The 21,728-nt window shown below is 70.2% G+C and carries 14 protein-coding genes and 1 pseudogene; 13 read left to right on the top strand and 2 right to left on the bottom strand.

Translation table 11 applies throughout. From position 1 onward, the window contains the following. The first annotated feature begins 47 nt into the window (after positions 1-47). The 7 genes from QN357_RS09095 (at position 48) to QN357_RS09065 (ending at position 9,925) form a co-directional block, all read left to right on the top strand. Entirely contained in the window at positions 48-992 is a 945-nt protein-coding gene (locus QN357_RS09095; RefSeq protein ID WP_322189362.1) for an ABC transporter permease, read from the top strand. Beyond that, a complete protein-coding gene (locus QN357_RS09090) occupies positions 989-2,830 on the top strand; it encodes a dipeptide/oligopeptide/nickel ABC transporter permease/ATP-binding protein (protein WP_322189364.1) in 1,842 nt (613 codons plus the stop codon). Before QN357_RS09095 ends, QN357_RS09090 begins: the two co-directional genes overlap by 4 nt. After that, a complete protein-coding gene (locus tag QN357_RS09085) occupies positions 2,827-3,690 on the top strand; it encodes an ATP-binding cassette domain-containing protein (RefSeq protein ID WP_322189366.1) in 864 nt (287 codons plus the stop codon). The genes QN357_RS09090 and QN357_RS09085 overlap by 4 nt, the downstream gene beginning before the upstream one ends. After that, complete coding sequence (locus QN357_RS09080) at positions 3,687-5,168, top strand: beta-galactosidase (RefSeq protein ID WP_322189369.1); 1,482 nt, start codon at positions 3,687-3,689, stop codon at positions 5,166-5,168. Before QN357_RS09085 ends, QN357_RS09080 begins: the two co-directional genes overlap by 4 nt. Then, entirely contained in the window at positions 5,066-5,854 is a 789-nt protein-coding gene (locus tag QN357_RS09075; protein WP_322189371.1) for a beta-galactosidase trimerization domain-containing protein, read from the top strand. Before QN357_RS09080 ends, QN357_RS09075 begins: the two co-directional genes overlap by 103 nt. 91 nt (positions 5,855-5,945) lie before the next feature. Then, complete coding sequence (locus QN357_RS09070) at positions 5,946-8,390, top strand: beta-glucosidase (RefSeq protein WP_323504785.1); 2,445 nt, start codon at positions 5,946-5,948, stop codon at positions 8,388-8,390. Then, positions 8,387-9,925 carry a glycoside hydrolase family 43 protein gene (locus tag QN357_RS09065; protein ID WP_322189375.1) on the top strand — a complete coding sequence of 513 codons (1,539 nt, stop codon included), beginning with the start codon at positions 8,387-8,389 and terminating at the stop codon, positions 9,923-9,925. Before QN357_RS09070 ends, QN357_RS09065 begins: the two co-directional genes overlap by 4 nt. A gap of 104 nt (positions 9,926-10,029) precedes the next feature. Here the strand turns inward: QN357_RS09065 and QN357_RS09060 are convergent, their stop codons facing one another. Both QN357_RS09060 and QN357_RS09055 read right to left on the bottom strand, forming a co-directional pair. After that, complete coding sequence (locus QN357_RS09060) at positions 10,030-10,551, bottom strand: alpha-L-rhamnosidase C-terminal domain-containing protein (protein ID WP_322189906.1); 522 nt, start codon at positions 10,549-10,551, stop codon at positions 10,030-10,032. Further along, positions 10,549-12,948, bottom strand: a pseudogene (locus QN357_RS09055) (family 78 glycoside hydrolase catalytic domain); the annotation flags it as partial. The gene QN357_RS09060 and the pseudogene QN357_RS09055, both read right to left, overlap by 3 nt. 236 nt (positions 12,949-13,184) lie before the next feature. Here QN357_RS09055 and QN357_RS09050 point away from each other — a divergent pair. From QN357_RS09050 to QN357_RS09025, 6 genes are all read left to right on the top strand, one after another. After that, positions 13,185-14,399 carry a MalY/PatB family protein gene (locus QN357_RS09050; RefSeq protein ID WP_322189377.1) on the top strand — a complete coding sequence of 405 codons (1,215 nt, stop codon included), beginning with the start codon at positions 13,185-13,187 and terminating at the stop codon, positions 14,397-14,399. 134 nt (positions 14,400-14,533) lie between these two features. Next, positions 14,534-15,784 (top strand): O-acetylhomoserine aminocarboxypropyltransferase/cysteine synthase family protein, encoded by a 1,251-nt coding sequence (locus QN357_RS09045; protein ID WP_416173121.1) that lies wholly within the window; start codon positions 14,534-14,536, stop codon positions 15,782-15,784. A 23-nt stretch (positions 15,785-15,807) separates the two neighbouring features. Next, positions 15,808-16,791, top strand: coding sequence for a Gfo/Idh/MocA family protein (locus tag QN357_RS09040; RefSeq protein ID WP_134447076.1), 984 nt, complete (start codon positions 15,808-15,810; stop codon positions 16,789-16,791). A gap of 125 nt (positions 16,792-16,916) precedes the next feature. Then, complete coding sequence (locus tag QN357_RS09035; RefSeq protein ID WP_323504784.1) at positions 16,917-19,211, top strand: putative bifunctional diguanylate cyclase/phosphodiesterase; 2,295 nt, start codon at positions 16,917-16,919, stop codon at positions 19,209-19,211. Next, entirely contained in the window at positions 19,208-21,541 is a 2,334-nt protein-coding gene (locus QN357_RS09030) for a putative bifunctional diguanylate cyclase/phosphodiesterase (protein WP_322189384.1), read from the top strand. The genes QN357_RS09035 and QN357_RS09030 overlap by 4 nt, the downstream gene beginning before the upstream one ends. Next, positions 21,538-21,728 (top strand): hypothetical protein (locus QN357_RS09025; RefSeq protein WP_323504783.1); only part of this gene is annotated, 191 nt, incomplete at its 3' end. The genes QN357_RS09030 and QN357_RS09025, both read left to right, overlap by 4 nt.

Genomic DNA, 21,728 nt, shown 5'->3' with positions numbered 1-21,728 from the left:
GGGCAGCCGCGCGGCCCGGTCTCCATCCACTGCAGTGAGGAACAACGATGTTCAGATTCATCCTCAGACGATTGCTCTCTGGCATCGTTCTGCTCTTCGTGATCTCCACGATCGCGTATTCCCTTCTCTACGTCGGCGGCGGTGACATCGCCCGCCGCATCCTCGGCCAGATGGCCACCGAGGAGGGTGTCGCCCAGAAGACCGCGGCCCTCGGGCTCGACCGCCCCCTCGCCGTGCAATACGTCGACTGGCTCAGCCACGCGGTCCGCGGCGACCTGGGCACGTCCTGGTTCACCGGCCAGCTCGTCACGGTCGGCATCACCTCCCGGGTCGGCGTCACCCTCTCTCTCGTGATCGGCGCCATCCTCGTCACCGCGATCGTCGCCGTTGTGCTCGGCGTCTGGGCGGCGGTGCACGGCGGCTGGGCCGACAAGGTCGTCCAGGCCGTCTCCATCCTCGGCTTCGCGATTCCCGGCTTTCTCGTGGCCCTCGGCCTCGTCACTCTCTTCGCGCTCAACCTCAAGTGGTTCAAGCCCACCGGGTATGTGCCCCTGACCGAATCGCCGAGCGGATGGCTCGCAACGGTCACCCTGCCCATCATCGCCCTCGCGATCGGCAGCATCGCCGGCGTCGCCCAGCAGGTGCGGGGCTCGGTAACGGATGCCCTCCGCCAGGACTACGTGCGCACCCTGCGCAGCCGGGGCCTTTCCTTCAATCGGGTCGTCTACAAGCACGTGCTGCGGAATGCCGGGGGACCGGCGCTCGCCGTGCTCGCGGTGCAGTTCGTCGGACTGCTCGGCGGCGCCGTCATCGTGGAACAGATCTTCGCGATCCCGGGCCTCGGCCAGGTCGCGGTCACCGCGACCACCCAGGGCGACATCCCGATGGTGATGGGTCTGGTCGTCGCGACCGCCATCATCGTCGTCGTCGTCGTCAACCCGCTCATCAACCTGCTCCAGGGCTGGCTGAACCCGAAGGTGCGTCTCTCATGATCGATCTCACTCCCACGGCCCTCGCGCCCGTCGCCCCCCGCAGCTCGCGCCGCTCCCTGTTCGTGCGCCTGCTCAGGAACCCGATCGGCGTCGTCTCGATCTTCTTCCTCGTCGTGGTCGCGCTGAGCGCGATCTTCGCGCCGATCATCGCCACCGCGGATCCCAACCTCGCGACCATCGCCAAGGTGCTCTCACCTGCCGAGCCGGGACATCCGCTCGGCTTCGACAGCGCCGGACGCGACGTCTTCTCGCGCCTCGTCTTCGCCGGCCGGTTCAGCCTCGCCGGTGCCCTGCTCGCCCTCGTCATCGCCCTGATCATCGGCGTGACCGGCGGTCTCATCGCCGGGTACTACGGCAAGTGGTTCGACGCGGTCTCCTCCTGGCTCACCGGCCTGTTGATGGCGCTGCCCGGCATCGTCGTGCTCCTCGCGGCGCGCGCCGTGCTCGGCCCGTCGATGTGGCTCTCGATGGCCATCTTCGGCGTGCTGCTCTCGCCGGCGTTCTTCCGGCTGGTCTACGCCTCGGTCACCGCGGTACGGAACGAGCTCTACGTCGACGCCGCCCGCGTTGCGGGGCTCGGTGACGCCCGCATCATCGGCCGGCACATCCTCACGGTCGTGCGGGCCCCCGTCATCATCCAGTCGGCCATGGTGCTCGGCATCGCGATCGCGATCCAGGCCGGACTCGACTTCCTCGGTCTCGGCGACCAGTCGATCCCGACCTGGGGCACCATGCTCAACGACGGCTTCGCCAAGATCTACAAGGCGCCGCTCCTGATCCTCTGGCCGAGCCTCGTGATCGCGATCGTCTGTGTCGCGCTCACCCTGCTCGCCAACGCGATGCGCGACGAACTCGAGCGCAGCGGCAAGGCCAAGCGTCGGAACGCGAAGAAGACCGTCGCGAGCGTCGACGTCTACAAGCAGCCCGTGCTCTCGCACCCCGACGACGCGGCCATCGCCGGCCGCACCGGGGACATCCTGCTCGACGTGCGCGAGCTCGCCGTCGGCTATGACCAGCCGAACGGCTCTGTGAAGGTCGTCGTCTCCGACGTCTCGCTCACGGTCCGACGCGGCGAGGTCCACGGCCTGATCGGCGAGTCCGGGTCCGGCAAGACCCAGACCGCCTGGTCGATCCTCCGGCTGCTGCCCGACGGCGGCCGGATCACCGGTGGCGCCATCTTCTTCGAGGGCCGCGACCTCTCCACCGTCTCCGAGAAGGAGATGACGAAGATCCGCGGCAAGAAGATCGCCTACATCCCCCAGGAGCCGATGTCGAACCTGGACTCGTCATTCACGATCGGCAGCCAGCTCGTCGAACCGATGCGGGTCTGCATGGGCCTGTCGAAGAAGGCCGCCACAGCCCGCGCGCTCGACTTGCTCGCCAAGGTCGGCATCCCGAACCCGGAACGCACCTTCGCGGCGTACCCGCACGAGGTGTCCGGCGGCATGGCCCAGCGGGTGCTCATCGCCGGCGCCGTCTCCTGCGAACCCGACCTGCTCATCGCCGACGAGCCGACCACCGCGCTCGACGTCACCGTGCAGGCCGAGGTGCTCGAGCTGTTGCGCGACCTGCAGGCCGAACTCAACATGGGCGTCGTGCTCGTCACGCACAACTTCGGGGTCGTCGCCGACCTCTGCGACCGCGTCTCGGTGATGCGCGACGGCCGGGTGATCGAAACCGGCCCGGTGCGCGCCATCTTCAACCACGCCGAACACCCGTACACCCAGTCCCTGCTCGCGGCGATCCTCGAGGACGGCGAGGCCCGCGGCCCGCTGCTCGAGTTCGTCTCCGCTGCGGCCGCCGCCAGGACCGACGAAACCATTGGAGTGCAGTCATGACCGACCTTCTGCTCGACGTCAAGGATGTCGTCGTCGAATACCCGATCAAGGGCTTCCGCAAGCCGCCGTTCCGGGCTCTCAAGGGCGTGTCCCTGGACATCCGCCCCGGCGAGACCGTCGGCCTCGTCGGCGAGTCCGGCTCAGGTAAGACCACCCTCGGCCGCGCCGTGCTCGGCCTGGCCCCGGTCACCGGCGGCCAGATCCTCTACAAGGGGAAGGACATCTCCCACCTCGGCCGCCAGGGCCGCCGGGCGCTGTCGAGCGAGATCCAGGTCGTCTTCCAGGACCCGTACACCTCGCTGAATCCGTCGCTCACCATCGAGCAGATCCTCGTGGAACCGCTCACCGTGCGAAAGGTCAGCCGGGCGGATGCGTCCAAGCGCGTGCTCGACCTGCTCGACCAGGTCGGGCTGCCGAGCAATGCGGCCGACCGCCTGCCCCGGGAATTCTCCGGCGGCCAGCGGCAGCGCATAGCGATCGCGCGCGCCCTCGCCCTCGACCCGCGGCTGATCGTCTGCGACGAGCCCGTCTCCGCGCTCGACCTCTCCACGCAGGCGCGGGTGCTCGACCTCTTCCGTCAGATCCAGGAACGCACCGGCGTCGCCTACCTCTTCGTCTCGCACGACCTCGCCGTCGTGCGGCACCTCAGCCACCGCGTGGCCGTGATGCTGCACGGTGAGATCGTGGAGTGGGGCGACGGCGACCAGGTCACCAGTCGCCCGGAGCACCCGTACACCCAGCGGCTCTTCCTCGCCGCACCCGTGCCGGACCCCGACCGGCAGACGGAGCGCCGCGAGGACCGTGCGCGCCTGCTCGCCGAGCAGCGGGCCCAGGCCCTGCTGCCAGAGGCCGTCGCGTGACCGGGCCTTCGTCCGCCCCGCCGTTCGCCGGCATCCGCTTCGGAGCCGCCTACTACCACGAGTACCAGCCGAGCCCGCGGCTCGACACCGACCTCGACCTGATGCAGGCGGCCGGTTTCACGGTCATCCGCGTCGGCGAATCGGTCTGGTCGACCTGGGAACCCGAGGACGGCGTCTTCGACCTCGACTGGCTCGAGCCCGTGCTCGACGGCGCGCACAAGCGGGGCATCGGGGTCATCCTCGGCACCCCGACCTACGCGCTGCCGATGTGGCTCGCCCGGAAGCACCCCGAGATCGCCCTCGACACGGCGACGGGCACGGCGAAGTCCTGGGGGTCGCGCCAGGAGATGGACTTCACCCACCCGGCCTTCCGCTTCCACGCCGAGCGCATCATCCGCGCCATCGTGGGGCGCTACCGGGACCACCCCGCCCTGATCGGCTACCAGGTCGACAACGAGCCCGGCCTGCACCTGCTCTACAACCGCGGGGTCTTCCAGGGTTTCGTCGACCACCTGCGCGGGATCTACGGCGACGTCGAGACCCTCAACACGGAATGGGGCCTCACCTACTGGTCGCACCGGCTCTCGACCTGGGCCGACCTGTGGGTGCCGGACGGCAACTTCCAGCCGCAGTACGACCTCGCCTGGCGTCGGTACCAGGCCGGGCTCGTCACCGAGTTCATCGGCTGGGAGGCCGGCATCGTGCGTGAACTCGCGCACCCGGACCACTTCGTCACCACCTGCATCTCCTACGACCAGCACGGCGTCGAAGACGTCGAGCTGTCGGCGAACCTCGACGTGGCCTCCGGCAACGCGTACTACGAATCGCAGGACTCGCTCCTGCACCCCTCGGATGCGCCGCGTTCGACCGGCTGGATCGTCAGCGGGACCTGGGCGGTCTACAACCTCGCCGACCTGATGTTCTCCTCGAAGCAGGCACCATTCCTGGTGACCGAGACCAATGCCGGGTCGATCGGCCACTCCCCGATGAACTTCTCGCCCTACGACGGCCAGTGGCGCCAGATCGCCTGGGCGCTCGTCGCCCGCGGGGCCGAGATGATCGAGTACTGGCACTGGCACACCCTGCACTACGGCACCGAGACATACTGGGGCGGCGTGCTCCCGCACAACCAGAAGCCGGGTCGCGCCTACCGCGAGCTGGCCAGGATCGGCGCCGAATTCGGTGCCGCCGGGTCCCTCGTCGCGCAGGCGACCCGGGCCGCGACGTCGCCATCCTCTATGACTCGGACAGCAAGTTCGCGCTGTCGTCGCAGGCGCCGTTCCAGGCTCCCGGCCAGTACTTCGACGTCGACTCGTACCGGAAGATCTTCGCGTCGTTCTATCGCGGCGCCTTCGACGCGGGGCTCCAGATCCGCATGGTGCGGCCGCAGCAGCTTTTCCCGACCCGGTTCACCGCCGGGGTCGACCCGCTCGAGGGCGGGGACCCGATCGACTTCGCGGCGACCTATCCCGTTTTGATCGTGCCGGCCTTCTTCACCGCAGCGGACGCGGAGCTCGACTGGCTCGCCGAGTACGCGGCAGCGGGCGGGCACCTCGTGCTCGGGCCGCGCTCGGCATACGCCGACCGGGAGGGCCGCGCCCGCACCGAGGTGCAGCCGGCCCGGCTCGACGGCGTCGCCGGGGCCTGGTACGAGGAGTTCGCCAACCTCACAGACCCGATTCCGGTTGGCCCGGCCACCGCTGCGGCAGCGGATGCCGCGACCGGCTTTGTGCTGCGTCCCGGCTCCGCCGCCACCGAGTGGGTGGACGGTCTCACGCCGACGGGAGCTGAGTCGCTCGCCCGCTACGAGCATCCGCATTTCGGGCGTTGGCCCGCCGTGACGAGCGCGGTCAGCGGCTCCGGCCGGGTGACCGTGGTCGGCACGGTGCCGAACCAGGAGCTCGCCCGGTCACTCGCCGAATGGCTGGTCCCCGCGCCCTCGGCCGGCTGGACCGGCCTGCCGGAGAGCGTCACCGTGACGAGTTCCACGGCGGCCGACGGTTCCCGGGTGTACTTCGTGCACAACTGGTCGTGGACCCCCCAAGAGGCCCCGGCGCCCGGCCGGCTCAGCGACGTGCTTGCGGGCACCGCCCACGATGCGGGGGACCTGATCACGCTCGGACCGTGGGACGTGCGTGTGTTCACCGATGGAGCGGCCGAATGACCGGCGTGCTCCCCATTTCCTTTGATCTTTCGACTCCAGAACAGAAAGCGACACCCCAGTCATAACGATTTCCCTGAACGAAGACACGGCCGTGGACGCCCGTCTCGTCGCCCTCCTCGACCAGCTCACGCTCGAGGAGAAGGTGCTCGTGCTCACCGGGCACGACTTCTGGGCGACCTGGCCGCTCCCGAAGATCGGCCTGCGCCGCATCCTCGTCTCCGACGGTCCGTCCGGCGTGCGCGGCGAGGTCTGGGACGAACGCAGCCCCTCGCTCAACCTGCCGTCCTCCACCGCGCTCGGCGCGTCGTGGGACCCGGCCATCGCCCGGCGCTACGGCAATGTCGCCGCCGTCGAGGCGCGCCGCAAGGGCGTCGACGTCGTGCTCGGCCCGACCATCAACCTGCACCGCTCGCCGCTCGGCGGCCGCCACTTCGAGTGCTTCAGCGAAGACCCGATCCTCACCGCGAAGCTCGCATCCGCCTATGTCACGGGCGTTCAGGAGAACGGCGTCGGGGCAACCCCGAAGCACTACATCGCCAACGACTTCGAGACGGACCGCTTCACCGCGAACGTCGTCGTCGCCGACCGCACCCTGCGCGAGCTCTACCTGCTTGCCTTCGAGGAGGCCATCGTCGACGCTGGTGCCTGGCTCGTGATGAGCTCGTACAACTCCGTCAATGGGCCCACCGTCACCGAGAACGAGCTGCTCGAGACCCCGCTGAACTCCGAGTGGGGCTTCGACGGCGTCGTGATCAGCGACTGGACCGCCGTGCGCTCGATCGAGAGCGCCCGGCACTCCCAGGACCTCGTGATGCCCGGCCCGGCAGGGCCCTGGGGCGACACCCTCGTCGCGGCGGTGCTCGCCGGTGAGGTGGACGAGGCCCAGGTCGACCGCAAGGTGCTGCGTCTCCTCGGGCTGGCCGCCCGGGTCGGCGCCCTGGACGGCTTCGAAGCCGCCGTGCCGGTCCCTGTCGTCGTGGAGGACGGCATCCGTTTCGCCCGGGAGGCCGCGATCGCGGGGGCCGTGCTCGTGCGCAACGACGGTGAGCTGCCCTGGGCCGCGGAGCGCCTGACGAAGGTCGCCGTGATCGGGCACAATGCGAAGTTCGCCCGCACCCAGGGCGGGGGCAGTGCGACCGTGCTCCCCGAGCACGTCGTCACCCCGCTCGACGGCCTGATCGCCGCGCTGCCGAACGCGGAAGTGACCTACTCGGTCGGCGCGGTCGTGCAGGAGGGCATCGCCGAATTCCCGCTCTCGACGATCGAGAACCCGGTCACCGGAGAGCCCGGCGCACGGGTGCGCTTCCTCGACGCGGCCGGCGTGGAGCTCTTCAGCGAGGACCGCCGTGCGAGCGCCCTCGTCTGGTTCGGCGGCGACGCCCCGATCGCGGCCTCGAGCGTGCTCGAGTTCACCACCCGGTATACGCCGGAGGAGAGCGGCGAGGTGCTGATCGGCTTCGCGAGCGTCGGCAACGGCCGCATCTTCATCGACGGCGAACTCCGCCACGAGGCGAGCGCCGAAGCCGTCGGCACCGATCTCGGCGCCGCGTTCCTGTCGCCGCCCTCGGTGACCGTCGACCTCGCGGTCGAGGCCGGCGTGCCGATCGACGTGAAGATCGAGTACGACGTCGTCCCCGACTTCCTCGGCGGAGCGCTCGCGATCACGGTCGGCATCGAGCCCGACCTGTCCCACCCCGAAGCGCTCATCGAGGAAGCCGCCGCCGCCGCTGCGGCCGCCGACGTTGTCGTGCTCGTGGTCGGCACCAACTCCAAGGTCGAGTCGGAGGGCTTCGACCGCACCTCGCTCGACCTCCCCGGACGCCAGGACGAGCTCGTCCGCGCCGTCGCCGCGGCCAACCCGCGCACCGTCGTCGTGGTCAACGCGGGCTCACCCGTGCTGATGCCGTGGCGAAACGACGTCTCCGCCGTGCTGCTCAGTTGGTTCGGCGGCCAGGAATACGGCGACGCCGTCGCCGCAATTCTGCTCGGCGAGTCCGAGCCGGGCGGGCGCCTGCCCACCACCTGGCCGGTGACTCTCGAGGATGTCCCGGTGTTCGACGTGACCCCCGTCGACGGCGTCGTGCGCTACGACGAGGGCATCCACATCGGCTACCGCGCCTGGCTCAAGGCCGGCACCGAGCCGGCGTACGAGTTCGGCCACGGTCTCGGCTACACCGAGTGGACCCTCGACGTCCTCACTCTCGACCGGCTCTACGTCGCTCCGGAGGAGAACGGCGCCGACACCGTCGCGGTGACCGTCGGTCTCACCAACACCGGCGACAGGGCAGGCAAACAGGTCGTGCAGGTCTACGCCTCCCGTGCGGAATCGGCCATCGACCGGCCGGTGCGCTGGCTTGTGGGCTTCGCCGCCGTGCACGCCGAGGCGGGGGAGAGTGTGGTGGCCAGCATCCTGGTGCCGGCCCGCGCCTTCGCGGACTGGCAGGACGGCTGGCACTTCGAACCGGGGGACTTCCGGCTCGAGGCCGGCACGAGCGTTTCGGCGCTCCCGCTCGGAGCGACGGTGACGGTTCGATGAGCGCCGTGACCCGCTACCCGAACCCGCTGATCGCGGGCTTCTACCCCGACCCGAGCGTCGTCAAGGTCGGCGAGGACTACTACCTCGCCAACTCGACCTTCGAGTACCTGCCCGGAATCCCGGTCTTCCACAGCCGCGACCTCGTGACCTGGACCCAGGTCGGCAACGTCGTCGAACGGCCGGGGCAGCTCGCCTCCGCGCACGTCCCGACCCTCGGCGGGGCCTGTGCCCCGACCATCCGCTTCCGCGACGGTCTGTTCTACGTCGTCGTGACGGATGCGATGGGTCGCGGCATGCTGATCTTCACCGCCACGGACCCGGCCGGGCCCTGGAGCGACGGCACCATCGTCGACGGCGTGCACGGCATCGACTCCGACCTGGCCTGGTCGGACGATGGCGTCGCGCACATCACCTATTCGGGCCTGGACACCACGTCCGGGAACCCGCCAGGGGAGCACGGCGGCATCCTGCAGGTCACGGTCGACCTCGAGACCGGGGCGCGGCTCAGCGAACCGATCTCGCTCTGGTCGGGCACCGGCCTCAAATTCCCCGAGGCGCCCCACCTCTACCGGCACGGCGGCTACTGGTACCTGATGATCGCCGAGGGCGGCACCGAACGCGGCCACGGCATCAGCATCGCCCGCGGCACCTCACCGTCCGGCCCCTTCACCGGGGGGCCGGCCAACCCGATCCTGTCGGCGCGCAGCACCTCCCGGCCGATCCAGAACACCGGCCACGGCGACCTCGTCGAGACGCCGGACGGCGGCTGGGCCATCGTCATGCTCGGCATGCGCCCGACAGGGATGACCCAGGCCTTCGCGGCCATGGGTCGGGAGACCTTCATCACGGAGGCCCGCTGGGAGGATGACTGGCTCCTCGCCGAGCCGGTCATCCTCGCCCCGCGGCCCGGCGAGTTCGTCTACGAGACCGACTTCTCCGAGACCGTCGTGTCGCCCGAATGGATCTCGATCCGCCGCTACCCGTCCGAGATCGCCTCGCTGACGGAACGGCCGGGCTCGCTCGTGCTGCACGGCGAGGGTGCGACCCTCGACGACGAGCAGCCGGTCTTGCTCGGCTACCGGCAGCAGCATCCGCTCGCCACGGCGTCGGTGCTGATCGACCCGGGGCAGGGCCTCGGCGGGATCAGCGTGCGCTACGACGAGGTGCACCACTACGAGATCGAGGTCGGCAATGGTGTCGTCACCGCTCGGGCCTGCGTCGCCGGGATCCGGCAGGAGTGGACCCGTGAGCTCGCGCCGGGCTCGGACGGGCCGGTCACCCTCGGCCTCGACTTCGTCGCCCCCGGTGCGATGGGGCCGGACGGGATGCGGTCGGGCATGCTCGCCGGCCTCACGAGCGACCTCGTCGTGCTGAGCGTCGGCACCGGCGCCGACCGGATCGAGCTGGCCCGCGTCGACGGGCGGTACCTCTCCCAGGAGACCGCCGCCTCGTTCACCGGCCGCGTGATCGGCCTCTACGCCGTCACCGGAACGGTCGCGTTCGACTCGTTCCGCTACGCCGGCCACGACGAGTAAACGACTGTTCCGAGGGGGCGCGACCTGGCTGTGGTGGCCGGGTCGCGCCCCCTTTTCCGTGCGCGAGTCGCGCACGCGCTGCGCATTCGGGCGCGGGAGCGGCTCTAGGGGCGGGCGTTCAGGGTCGCGAGGAGCCCCTCGACGCGCGCGAAGCCGGCCGGCGGCATCATGATGAGTGAGCTCCCGAACGGGGAGTCGCTCTTCCAGCGCCCGCCGCTCGTCCAGCCGAGCCCGATGACGTACTCGATCTCCGCGAAGAGCGCCTGGAGGGCCGCACGGGCTTCGGCGTCGTTCACAATCTCCGAGAGGGAGGTCTCGAGGGTCAGCGGCGCCCGGGCAGGGACAGCGACGAGCGCGGAGACATCCGTCACCCACTCGTGCCTGCCGGAGCCGATCTCAACGGTCTCGGCTGCGCCGGGCAGCAGCACGCGGGCCGTGGTGTTCGGCGGAATCGTGACGCAGAGCGAGAACGTGCCGCCGTAGAGGGTCCAGTTGACGCGCACCGGACCATAGCCGGTATCGAGCCGCGCGAAGGAACGGGTGAGTCCTCCGCCGAGGATCGGCGCAATCTGTACCACCCGGTAGCCGGGCTCTGCGGGCGCGATACCGCCGATGGTGCGGTGCATCCAGTCGGCGACCGCACCGAGCGCGTAGTGGTTGAACGAGGTCATCTCGCCCGGGTTGATGCTGCCGTCGGGCAGCATGCTGTCCCAGCGCTCCCAGATCGTGGTCGCGCCCATCGAGATCGGGTAGAGCCAGGACGGGCAGCCCTCCTCGAGCAGCAGCCGGTACGCGACCTCGGACTGCCCGGCCCGGCACAGCGCATCGCAGATCAGCGGCGTGCCGACGAAGCCGGTGCCGATCCGGTAGCCGTGCGAGCGTACGAGCTCGGCGAGCCGGGCGCCGGCGAGTCGAACGGCCGCGGGCTCGGTGACGAGGTCGAAGGCGATCGCGAGCGCGTATGCGGTGTGCGCATCCGACATCATCCGCCCGGCCGGCGTCACATACTCGGCGAGGAATGCCGTGCGGATGTCCGTGCCGAGCCGCGCATACCGGGCGGCGTCTTCGGTGTGGCCGAGTTCGACGGCGGCAGCCGCAAGCCGAGCCGTGGACCGGAAGAAGTACGCCGTGGCCACGATATCCGGGTCGGTTTTCGCCGCGGCCGGGTTCTCCGGCGGGGCGCTCGGGTCGAGCCAGTCGCCGAACTGGAACCCGCCGGTCCAGAGGTGGTTCGCCCCGGCGAGCCGGTCGATCGCGTCGACCCAGGCCCGCATGCTCGGGTACTGCGCGGCGAGGTCCCGGGCACTACCGAAGCGCTCGAACAGCGCGTCCGGCACGAGGGTCGCGGCGTCGCCCCACGCGGCGGCGGGCATCGGCGGCATCGGAAGCGGGTTCGGCACCACGAACGGCACCACCCCGCCCGCCCGCGCCTGGTCGGCGGCGACGTCGCGCAGCCACGAGCCGAGGAAGCCGGACACGTCGTAGAGATAACTCGCGGTCGGCGCGAAGACCTGGATGTCCCCGGTTCAACCGAGGCGCTCGTCGCGCTGCGGGCAGTCGGTGGGCAGGCTCAGGAAATTCCCGCGCATGCCCCAGACCACGTTCTCGTGCAGCTGATTGAGTTGGGGGTTGCTCGTCTCGAGGTGGCCGGTGCGTTCGAGGTCGTTGTGCACGACAACGGCATGGATATCCCCGAGCTTCGGCCCCGAGGTGCCGGGCCAGTTCGTGATCTCCGCATAGCGAAAACCGTGGAAGGTGAAGCGCGGGCTCCAGGTGCGCGGGCCGCCGCCGTTGCCAGTGAAGCGGTCCGTCGCCCGGGCGAAGCGCAGGGGCCGCACGCCGAGTTCGCCGTGCTCGAGCACCTCGGCGTGGCGCAGGGTGATCGTGTGCCCCGCCGGCGCGTCGATCGTGATCGACAAACAGCCGACGAGGTTCTGCCCGAAGTCGACGAGGGTAGCTCCGGACGGGCTCGTGAAGATGCGCCCGGCGGCCCGGGTCTCGATCCGGCGCACCGGGGGAGCGAAGGAAGGGAAGACGCGCGCGGGGTCCGCCGCGTCCTCCGGCAGCACGAGGACGGCGAGCGGATGCGGGAACGACGTCCCCGGGACCGTGAGCGCGAGGTCCTCGGCGCGGGCGTCGTAGTCCTCGCCCTGGTAGATCCCTGCGCTCGTGACCGGGCCGTCCGTCGTCGCGGTCCATGACGTATCCGTCGCCACGGTGTCGATGCGCCCGTCGGCATATTCCAGCCGGAGCTGGAGGGCGAGCGCCTTCGGTCCGGGATAGCTCTGCGCGAAGTTGCCGTCGAAGCCGAAACGTTCGCCGTACCAGCCGTCGGCCACGGTCGCTCCGACCACGTTCGGGCCGCCCGCGTGCACGAGACCGGTGACGTCGAAGGTCTGGCAGGCCAGCCGGTCCGCGTAACTCGTCCAGCCGGGCGTGAGGACCTCGTCGCCGACGATGCGCCCGTTCAGCACGGCCTCGTAGACGCCGTGCGCCGTCGCGGAGAGGGTCGCGCGGACGAGGCCGTCCCGGCTCTCGAAGTCGGTGCGGAACCGCACGGTGCCGCGGTCGGCAGCATCGAGGTCTGCCGCGGTGGACGGGCCGGTCGTGACAGCGGCGTCGGGCGCCGGGTCGGCTCCCTCGACGGTGGTGCAGGCCGCGATGAACGCGCCCACCCAGTCCGCGGCGCCGAGCGGACCCGTCTCGAGGGACAGCCACGGGGAGAAGTCGCTCGTCAGGCCATCCGCGCCCGTGACACGCACCCGCACCTCGCCGCTCGAATACGCGGGCAGCGGATCTGCCGGCCACGCCCGGTGCTGCGACTCCCCGGAGGCCACCCGGGCACTCAGCACGCGGGAGCCGACCCGGGTTTCGAGTTCGTAGGACTCCTGCAGCCAGCCAGGGGCATCCGTCTCGACCTGCCAGGAGAGCGCCGGGCTGCCCGTGGCGAGGAACCGCGGCCGGCCGCGTCCTTCGGCGCGCAGCGAGGAGATCGAGAGTGCGGTCCGAGGGCTGTCTGGCATGGTCTCTCCGTTGAGATGGCGGGTGCACGGGCGTGCAGGGTCGATCGGTACTAAAACCTTATAGTTGTTTGGTATTCGGTGCTAGCGCGGGTCGTCGATCCGGGCGCCGTGAGAGCTGTGCACTGAGTCGTTATGTGTCGTCTCGAGACGTCCCGCATCGCGCGCACTTGGTAGCGTGAGCGCCACGCAGTACATGGTCGCAGGGGGCGCCGGTGACCATCCATCCGAGAGATCCCATGACGACTTCCCGCTTTGACGACATCACCCGCGAGCAACTGAGCCGGCCCGACAGCCGGAAGTGGAGCCTGCACGCCGGCACCATCGGCGCGTGGGTCGCAGAGATGGACTTCGGAACGGCCCCCGTGGTCACCGAGGCGCTGCACCGCGCGATCGATGACGGCGACCTCGGCTACCTGGCTCCCGCGACCACGCGGCGGATGGCCGAGGCCGCCTCGGAGTGGCTCCGCACCGATTGCGGCTGGGCGATCGCCCCGGAGAACATCCACCCGGTCTCCGACGTGATGGCCGCCCTCGAGGTCGCGATCACCAAGTACTCCCCGGCCGGGAGCGGCGTCATCATCCCGACGCCCGCCTACATGCCGTTCCTCTCCTTCATTCCGACACTCGGCCGAGAGGTCTTCGAGGTGCCCGGCATCGACTCGGACGGGCGCTGGACGCACGACCTCGCCGGGATCGAGGCGGCCTTCCACGCCGGCGCGCGCACCCTCATCCTCTGTAATCCGCACAACCCGACCGGGACGGCGATCTCCCGCGAGGAACTCGAGGCCATCGCGCAGATCGTCGACCGGCACAACGGCCGGGTCTTCGCCGACGAGATCCACTCGCCGCTCCGCTACGGGTCCACGCCGCACGTGGCGTACGCCTCCCTCTCGACCGTGACCGCGCGGCACACGATCACCGCGACCTCAGCGTCGAAGGCCTGGAACATCCCCGGGCTCAAAGCCGCGCAGCTCATCACGTCCAACCCAGCCGACGAGGAGCTCTACCAGATCTTCGGTTTCGCGGTGCTGCACGGGGCGTCGACGCCCGGGGTCATCGCGGCCACTGCGGCCTACCGGCACGGTCGGGAGTGGCTCACCGAGGTCACCGGCTACCTCGACGGCAACCGACGCGAGCTCGGGCGGCTCCTGGCGGAGCACCTGCCCGAGGTCGGCTATCGCATCCCCGAGGCGACGTACATCGCCTGGCTCGACTGTCGGCGGCTCGGTATCGAGGGGTCGCTCGCCGACTTCTTCCGCACAGAGGCGGGTGTTGCGGTGACCGACGGAGCGCAGTGCGGGAAGGGATATGACGAGTACGTCCGGCTGATCTTCGCCATGCCCCTGCCGATCATCGAGCAGGCCGTGTTGCAGATGCGGGATGCCGTCCTGCGGCATACCGCACAGCGCCAGAACGTGCACAGCAACAACGCAAGGACAGGAACACCGTGACCCACCAGGCCGACATCGAACCCACCCTCGAGGACACCGCGCCAGGGCACAGCGTCACAGGGAACACCGCCACGGGGCACACCGTCGCCGCACCGGAGTACGACTGGGACGGCTACGCCTTCGACACCCGCCAGGTGCACGCCGGCGAGACCGAAGACCGCTCCAACGGGGCCAGGATCCAGCCGATCGCGATGACGGCCGGCTACCGTTTCGACTCCTACGACGATGCCGCCGGACGCTTCTCCGGTGAGGGAGACGGCCTGATCTACTCCCGGCAGCGCAACCCCTCGGGAACCGTCGCCGAGAAACGGATCGCCTCCCTCGAGGGCGGCACCGAGGCCATCGTCGTCTCCTCCGGCCAGGCCGCGATCACCGCCGCGCTGCTCGCGCTCGCCGGCTCCGGCGAACGGATCGTCTCGACTGCGAGCATCTACAGCGGCACACGGGTGCTGTTCGGCCGCAGTTTCAAACGCTTCGGCGTCAGCGTCCACTACGTCTGGGACGAAGCCGACGACGAAGAGTGGGACCGCCAGATCACCCCGGACACCAAGGCGATCTTCACCGAGACCATCCCGAACCCCAAGAACGACATCGTCGACATCGCCCGGGTCGCGCGGGTCGCCCGCCGGCACGGGATCCCGCTCGTCGTCGACAACACGATCGCCTCGCCCTTCCTGATCCGGCCATTCGAGCACGGCGCCGACATCGTCGTGCACTCCTCGACGAAGTTCCTGAGCGGCCACGGCGCCGCCCTGTCCGGCACCATCGTCGACGGCGGCCGCTTCGACTGGGCCGCCTCCACGCGCTCCTACCCACTGCTCACCGACCCGGTGCGCCCGGGCCGGCCTTCGATCCTCGACCAGTACGGCCCCACCGCGTATGCACGGATGACCCGCGAGGCCGTCGTGAACGACATCGGTCCCGCACTCTCCCCGTTCAACTCCTTCCTGCTGCACCAGGGCATCGAGACCCTGTCCCTCCGCATGGAACGACACCTCTCGAATTCGCTCGCGATCGCGGAATGGCTCGAGGGACATCCGCGCGTCGACAGCGTCGACTACGCCGGCCTGCCCGGGAGCCCGTACTACGAGCTCGCCGATCGGCTCTACGGCGGCCGCAGCGGCTCGGTGTTCTCGGTCACGGTCCGCGGCGGCACCGCCGGAGCCCGCCGGTTCCTCGACGGGCTCCGGGTGATCAGCCGGATGACCAACATCGGCGACGTGCGCTCGATGGCGCTGCACCCCGCGACGACGACCCACTCCTCGTTCACCCCGGAGCTCCGCGAGCGCCTCGGCATCGCGCCCGGCCTGATCCGGCTGTCGATCGGCATCGAGGACCCGACCGACCTGATCGCCGACCTCGACCGGGCCCTCTCCGCGCTCTAGCGGCACGTGACTAGGCTCGGAGGATGACCGAGACAATTCGCTGGGGAATCCTGGCCACAGGCGGCATCGCCCACGCATTCACGAGTGACCTCATCCTGGCCGGGCACACCGTCCAGGCCGTCGGCTCCCGGTCCCAGGCGGGGGCGGATGCCTTCGCGACCGAGTTCGGGATCCCCACGGCCCACGGAAGCTACGAGGCCCTCGCCGCGGACCCCGAGGTCGACATCGTCTATGTGTCGACCCCGCATCCGTTTCACGCCGCCAACGCGACGCTCGCCCTGAACAACGGCAAGCACGTGCTGATCGAGAAGCCGATCACCCTCAACGCGCGCGAGGCGAGGGAGATCACCGAACTCGCCGCGGAGAAGGGCCTGCTCGTGCTCGAGGGGATGTGGACCCGGTTCCTGCCGCACATGCGGCGAATCAGGGAGATCATCGCAGCGGGCACCCTCGGCGACGTGCACACCCTGATCGCCGACCACACCCAGGATCTCCCCGACGACCCCGGGCACCGGCTCAACTCGATGCAACTCGGCGGCGGTGCGCTCCTCGACCTCGGCGTGTACCCGATCACCTTCGCCTCCGAGCTCTTCGGCACGCCGGAGACCATCCTCGCCGCGGCGACCTTCAAGGCGACGGGAGCGGACGCCCAGGTCGCGACGACCTTCCGCTACCCCGGCGGCCAGATCGCCGTCACGCTCTCGGCGAGCGACACGGCCGGGACGAACACGGCCGTGATCCTGGGCACGCTCGGCCGGATCGAGATCGACGCGGTCTGGTACTCGCCGACGAGTTTCCGGGTGCTGAACAGCAGCGGCGAGGTGCTCGAATCGTACGTGTCTGCCGTGAACGGCCGCGGGATGCAATTCCAGGCGGTCGAAGCCGAGCGGGTCATCCGCGCCGGCCTCACCGAGAGCGACCTGCTCCCGGTCGCGGAGATGGTGAGCATCATGGAGACCCTCGACACAGTCCGGGAACGGATCGGACTGCGCTACCCGGGTGAATAGGCCGCTGACCAGCCGACGCTGGTGCTTCAGGCACGGTAGCCTGACCTCACAGGCAACCGCGACCCGGGGATGACCCCCGGCCGGACGGTACGGCAATCGAGAGCTCGGATCCAATGGAATTGCTGGTGCGGGAGGATCGCAGGCGAGGTGCGGCCACGCCACGGTCGGATGCCTGGCTCGTCTGGTCACTCATCGTGCTGTTGGCGGCGTCGGCGGTCCAGACCCTCGTCGCGGGTGTCGCAGGCGTCCGGACCCCGGTCGGCGACATCGTGGGGGCGCTGTCCTTCTCCGCGCCCGTCGTTCTCTGCTGGATATCGGTCCATCGTGCCGCGGCGCGCCGGACCGAGTTGGTCCTAACTGCCCTGGCCCTGAGCGCCTATTCCCTGTCGGGCATTTTCTTCTCCCTGGCCTACCTGGTTTTCGCGGGCGTTGCCTCCGACTCGCTGGCGATCCTTGCGACCGCGCTCTTCTTCTCGTTCTACCCGCTGGTGCTCGCGGCCCTCGCCGTCCTGGTCCACCGGCAGAAGGGGCGGCTGTCCTGGGGTGTGACTCTCGACAGCACCGTCGGCGCCCTCGGCGCGGCATCCCTCGTCGTCGTCCTCCTCGGCCCGAGCATCGACCGGGCATTCGGGAGGCCGTTCTCGCTCGACTCGTTCGTCGCCGCCGCGAATCCCCTCCTGGACATCCTTGTTCTCGCCGCCCTCGCCGGTGTCGGCGCCTCACGGTCGATCAGTGCCGGGCGCAACGTGCTCATGCTGGTCGCGGGGGTGCTTCTCTTCGCCGCCGCCGACATCGGCTTCTCCCTCACCGGGATGACCATCGAGGGCAGTTACTCGACGGCGTCGCCGTTCGACCTCGGCTGGATCGCGGGCCTCGCACTGATGGCCCTGTGGGCGCACCGCTCGGCCAGGCCCGTGCCGCCGGCGCCGGCCGTCCGCGACACGGCCGTGATGCGCTGGGCGCTCTCCCTCGCTGTCCTGGCTACGACCGCGGGACTCGTCGTCCTCCTGATCGCGAGCGAGATCGAGGTCTCCCCGCTCGCCATCTCCCTCGCGGCAGGGGCCGTGGTCCTCTCCGCAGCCCGCACGACGCTCGCGTTCCGTGAACTGCGGCGGATGGGCGACATGCGCAGGCAGGCCAGGACGGACGACCTCACCGGGCTGCCCAACCGGCGCGCCCTCTACTCCGAGGTGCCGTTGAGCCTCACCTCCGGTGCCAACCGGGCCCTGCTGCTCCTCGACCTGGACCGCTTCAAAGAGGTCAACGACAGCCTCGGGCACGATGTCGGGGACGAACTGCTTGTGCAGGTCGGGACTCGCCTCACGAGCCATGTCCGGGGGACCGACCTCGTCGCCCGGCTCGGCGGCGATGAATTCGCGATCCTGCTCGCCGACGCCGGGGAGGCGGAGGCCGTGATCGTGGCGGGGACGCTCAGGGAGGCCCTCGCCCGGCCGTACCTGCTCGAAGGAATCACCCTGCAGACCACGGTCAGCATCGGCATCGCCCTCTATCCCGGCCAGGCCCTCGACCTGACCGGCCTGCTCCGCAAAGCCGACATGGCCATGTACAAGGCGAAGGCAAGCCGCAGCGGTCACCGGGTCTACGACACGAGCGACGACAGCCACGGCGCCGCCCGGCTGCGCACCCTCCAGGAGCTGCGCGTGGCCCTGGCCGAGCGGCAGCTGGAGCTCTACTACCAGCCCAAGGTCGACCTCGCGACCGGGGCCGTGCGCGGCGTCGAGTCGCTCGTGCGCTGGAACCACCCGGTGCGCGGACTCGTCCAGCCCGGTGACTTCCTGAGCATCGTCGAAGAGGCCGGTCTGATGAACGCGATGACCGAACAGGTGCTCGACATGGCCCTCGACCAGGCCGCTGTCTGGCACTCCCGCGGTGCCGACCTGACCGTCGCCGTCAACCTGACGGCGAGCGCGCTCGTCGACGCGGAACTGCCGGAGCGGACCGCGGCGATGCTCGCGGACCGCGGCCTGCCGGCCTCCGCCCTCATCCTCGAGATCACCGAGGAATTCCTGCTCGAGGACCGCGCCCGGACCACCGCGATCCTGACCCGGCTGCGGGCGGGGGGCATCCGCATCGCCATCGACGACTTCGGGACGGGATACAGCTCGCTCGCGTACCTGCGCGACCTGCCGGTCGACGAACTCAAGCTCGACCGGTCGATCGTGTCGCCGATGAAGGACGACCCGCGCGCGGCCGCCCTCGTCTCCTCGACGATCGAACTGGCGCACAGCCTCGGGCTCACGATGGTGGCCGAGGGTGTCGAGGACGCCCAGGTCTACGCTGACCTGGCCCGGTACGGCTGCGACGAGGCCCAGGGCTTCCACATGTCCCGGCCGATGCCAGCCGGCGAACTCGACAGGTGGCTCGCAGAACGTCGACTCGCCCTCACGGCGTCACCGTGACGGCCGTCGTGACGCCGCGCCGCCAGGGCCTGGACCGCTGGATGCTCTGGGCGCTCTGGCTGATCATCGCGGCGCACGTGGCGAGCCTCGTGCTGCGGGCACCGGCGGACTACGTCTCCTCCCCGTTCATCCTGCTCGGGGTGCTCGCCGCCGCCGCGCCCCTCATCGTCTGCTGGGTGGCGGTCGCGCGCACCCGGTCGAATCGACTGCAGGCCAGGCTCGCCGCCTCGGCCGTGACCGTGTTCGTGATCGGCAACGGCTTCTTCGCGGCCGCCGACCTGCCGGCCGGGGACTGGGTGCCGGTGCTGGCCGCCCTCGCCCAGCTCTGCTACCTCGCCTTCTACCCGCTGATGCTCGTCGCCCTGTTCACCCTCGTGCGGCACCAGTTGCGGAGCCTTTCCCTCGCGATCGCGCTGGACTGCGTCGTCGGCGGTCTCGGCGCCGCCGCTGTCGTGTCCGCCGTGCTCGGGCCCGTGCTCGCGGTCGGCGCCCAGGGGCCGCCGTCCATTTCCACTTTTGTGGGCATCGCGAGTCCCGTGCTCGACCTCGTCATCGTCGCAGCGGTCGTCGCGATCGCGGCGTCACCGATCCTGATGGCAGGCCAGAGCTGGATCCTGCTCGTGGGAGGGCTGCTCTCATTCGCCGCGGGGGACATCCTCTTCGCGCTGGGCAAGCTCAACGGCACCTACGTGGTCGGCCACTGGCTCGACGCCGGCTGGTCGATCGGACTCGCGCTCGTCGCGACGTGGCTGCGCACGGCAGCGTCCCCGGACACGGGCGACGAAGGCTCGGGCGACGGAGGCACGGCCGAACGCGGCACGGATGCAGCAGATCGGCCGGGCGCCTCGGCGAGCGGATCCGGCGTGCTCGCGGTCCCTGTCGTCGCGACGATCGCCGGTCTCGCCGTCCTCCTGGTTTCGAGCAGGCACGGAGAGTCACAGGTGACGGTGGGGCTCGCCGCCGCCACCCTCGTCGTCTCGTCCGCCCGCACGGTCATCGCATTCCGGGAACTCGGCCGGATGGGCGATCTCGCCAGGCTGGCCCGCAGCGACGACCTCACCGGGCTCCCGAACCGGCGGGCCCTCTACGCCGAAGTGCCCGCCCGGCTGGCCCTCGGCGGGCGCAACGCCCTGCTCCTGCTCGACCTGGACCGGTTCAAGGAGGTCAACGACAGTCTCGGGCACGACGTCGGGGACGTGCTCCTCGTACAGGTGGGCCTGCGGATCGGTGCCCAGCTCGGCGCGGACGACCTCCTCGTGCGGCTCGGCGGCGACGAATTCGCGATCTTCCTCCGCGACTCCGGCCGGGAAGAGGCCGAAGTCGTCGCGATGAAGGTGCGATCCGCCCTCGCGGCGCCGCACACGCTCGAAGGCATCTCGCTGCAGTCGAGCGCGAGCATCGGGATCGCGCTGAGCCCCGAGCACGGCGAGAGCCTCGGCATCCTGATGCGCAAGGCCGACATGGCGATGTACCGGGCCAAGGTGCGGCGCGGCGGACATCGCGTGTACCACCCGGTCGACGACAGCCATGGCGACACCCGGCTGCGCACCCTCGAGGAATTGCGCGCGGCGCTTGTGACCAACCAGCTGGTGCTGCACTACCAGCCGAAGGTCGACCTCTCCGGCGGGGAGGTGCGCGGGGTCGAGGCCCTCGTGCGCTGGAACCATCCGAAACGCGGCCTGCTCTACCCGAGCGAATTCCTCGAACTCGTCGAGGACGCCGGCCTGATGCAGACGCTGACGGAGCGGGTCCTCGAACTCGCACTCGACCAGGCCGCGGTGTGGCACCGTCGCGGCGAGAGGCTCACGATCGCGGTCAACCTCGCGGCGAGTTCGCTCCTCGACTCCGGCCTGCCTGAACGGGTCGGCGTCATGCTCACCGCGCGGGACCTCCCGGCGACTGCCCTCATGTTCGAGATCACCGAGGCCTTCCTGCTCGACGATCGCGGCCGGGCGAGCGACATCCTCGGGAGACTGCGTGCCCGCGGCATCCGCATCGCCGTCGACGACTTCGGCGTGGGTTACAGCTCGCTCGCCTACCTCCGCGAACTCCCGATCGACGAGCTCAAGCTCGACCGCTCGTTCGTGGCCCCCCTGAACGGTGACAAGCGCGCCGCCGCAGTGGTGTCGTCGAGCATCCACCTCGCCCACAGCCTGGGGCTGCGGATGGTGGCCGAGGGGGTCGAGGACGCCGAGGCGTACGCGCAGCTCGCGCGGTTCGGTTGCGACCAGGCCCAGGGCTACTACGTGTCTCCGCCGGTGCCCGCCGCCGTTCTCGACGAGTGGCTGGCCGCGCGCCTCACAGCGGACGCAGGTACAGTACAGGCGTGAACGATCAGGACAGCACCGCACTGCAGGGTCCAGGAGTCCAGGAGGCCGCCCCGCATCGCCCCGGAGTGAGCGGCCCGGGAGTGAGCGGCCCCGGAGCGGCCGGGATCGCCGGGTTCCTCGCCAGGCACCGCACCGCTGCCTGGGTCACGGCCGCGGCCGTCGCCTTCGCCCTGCTCGGCAGCGGCCG

Origin of the sequence: Cryobacterium sp. RTC2.1 (genome assembly GCF_035018685.1) — a bacterium.
In the GTDB taxonomy this organism is placed as follows: domain Bacteria; phylum Actinomycetota; class Actinomycetes; order Actinomycetales; family Microbacteriaceae; genus Cryobacterium; species Cryobacterium glucosi.
The sequence above is the reverse complement of the archived record's forward strand: the minus strand, read 5'-3'. Positions and strand labels throughout refer to the sequence as shown.

Excerpts from the sequence above, each read along its gene's own strand:
- QN357_RS09040 (WP_134447076.1), top strand. The coding sequence starts at position 15,808 with ATGACCGAGACAATTCGCTGGGGAATCCTGGCCACAGGCGGCATCGCC.
- QN357_RS09050 (WP_322189377.1), top strand. The coding sequence starts at position 13,185 with ATGACGACTTCCCGCTTTGACGACATCACCCGCGAGCAACTGAGCCGG.
- QN357_RS09095 (WP_322189362.1), top strand. The coding sequence starts at position 48 with ATGTTCAGATTCATCCTCAGACGATTGCTCTCTGGCATCGTTCTGCTC.
- QN357_RS09090 (WP_322189364.1), top strand. The coding sequence starts at position 989 with ATGATCGATCTCACTCCCACGGCCCTCGCGCCCGTCGCCCCCCGCAGC.
- QN357_RS09065 (WP_322189375.1), top strand. The coding sequence starts at position 8,387 with ATGAGCGCCGTGACCCGCTACCCGAACCCGCTGATCGCGGGCTTCTAC.
- QN357_RS09060 (WP_322189906.1), bottom strand. The coding sequence starts at position 10,551 with ATGCACCGCACCATCGGCGGTATCGCGCCCGCAGAGCCCGGCTACCGG.
- QN357_RS09075 (WP_322189371.1), top strand. The coding sequence starts at position 5,066 with ATGGTGCGGCCGCAGCAGCTTTTCCCGACCCGGTTCACCGCCGGGGTC.
- QN357_RS09085 (WP_322189366.1), top strand. The coding sequence starts at position 2,827 with ATGACCGACCTTCTGCTCGACGTCAAGGATGTCGTCGTCGAATACCCG.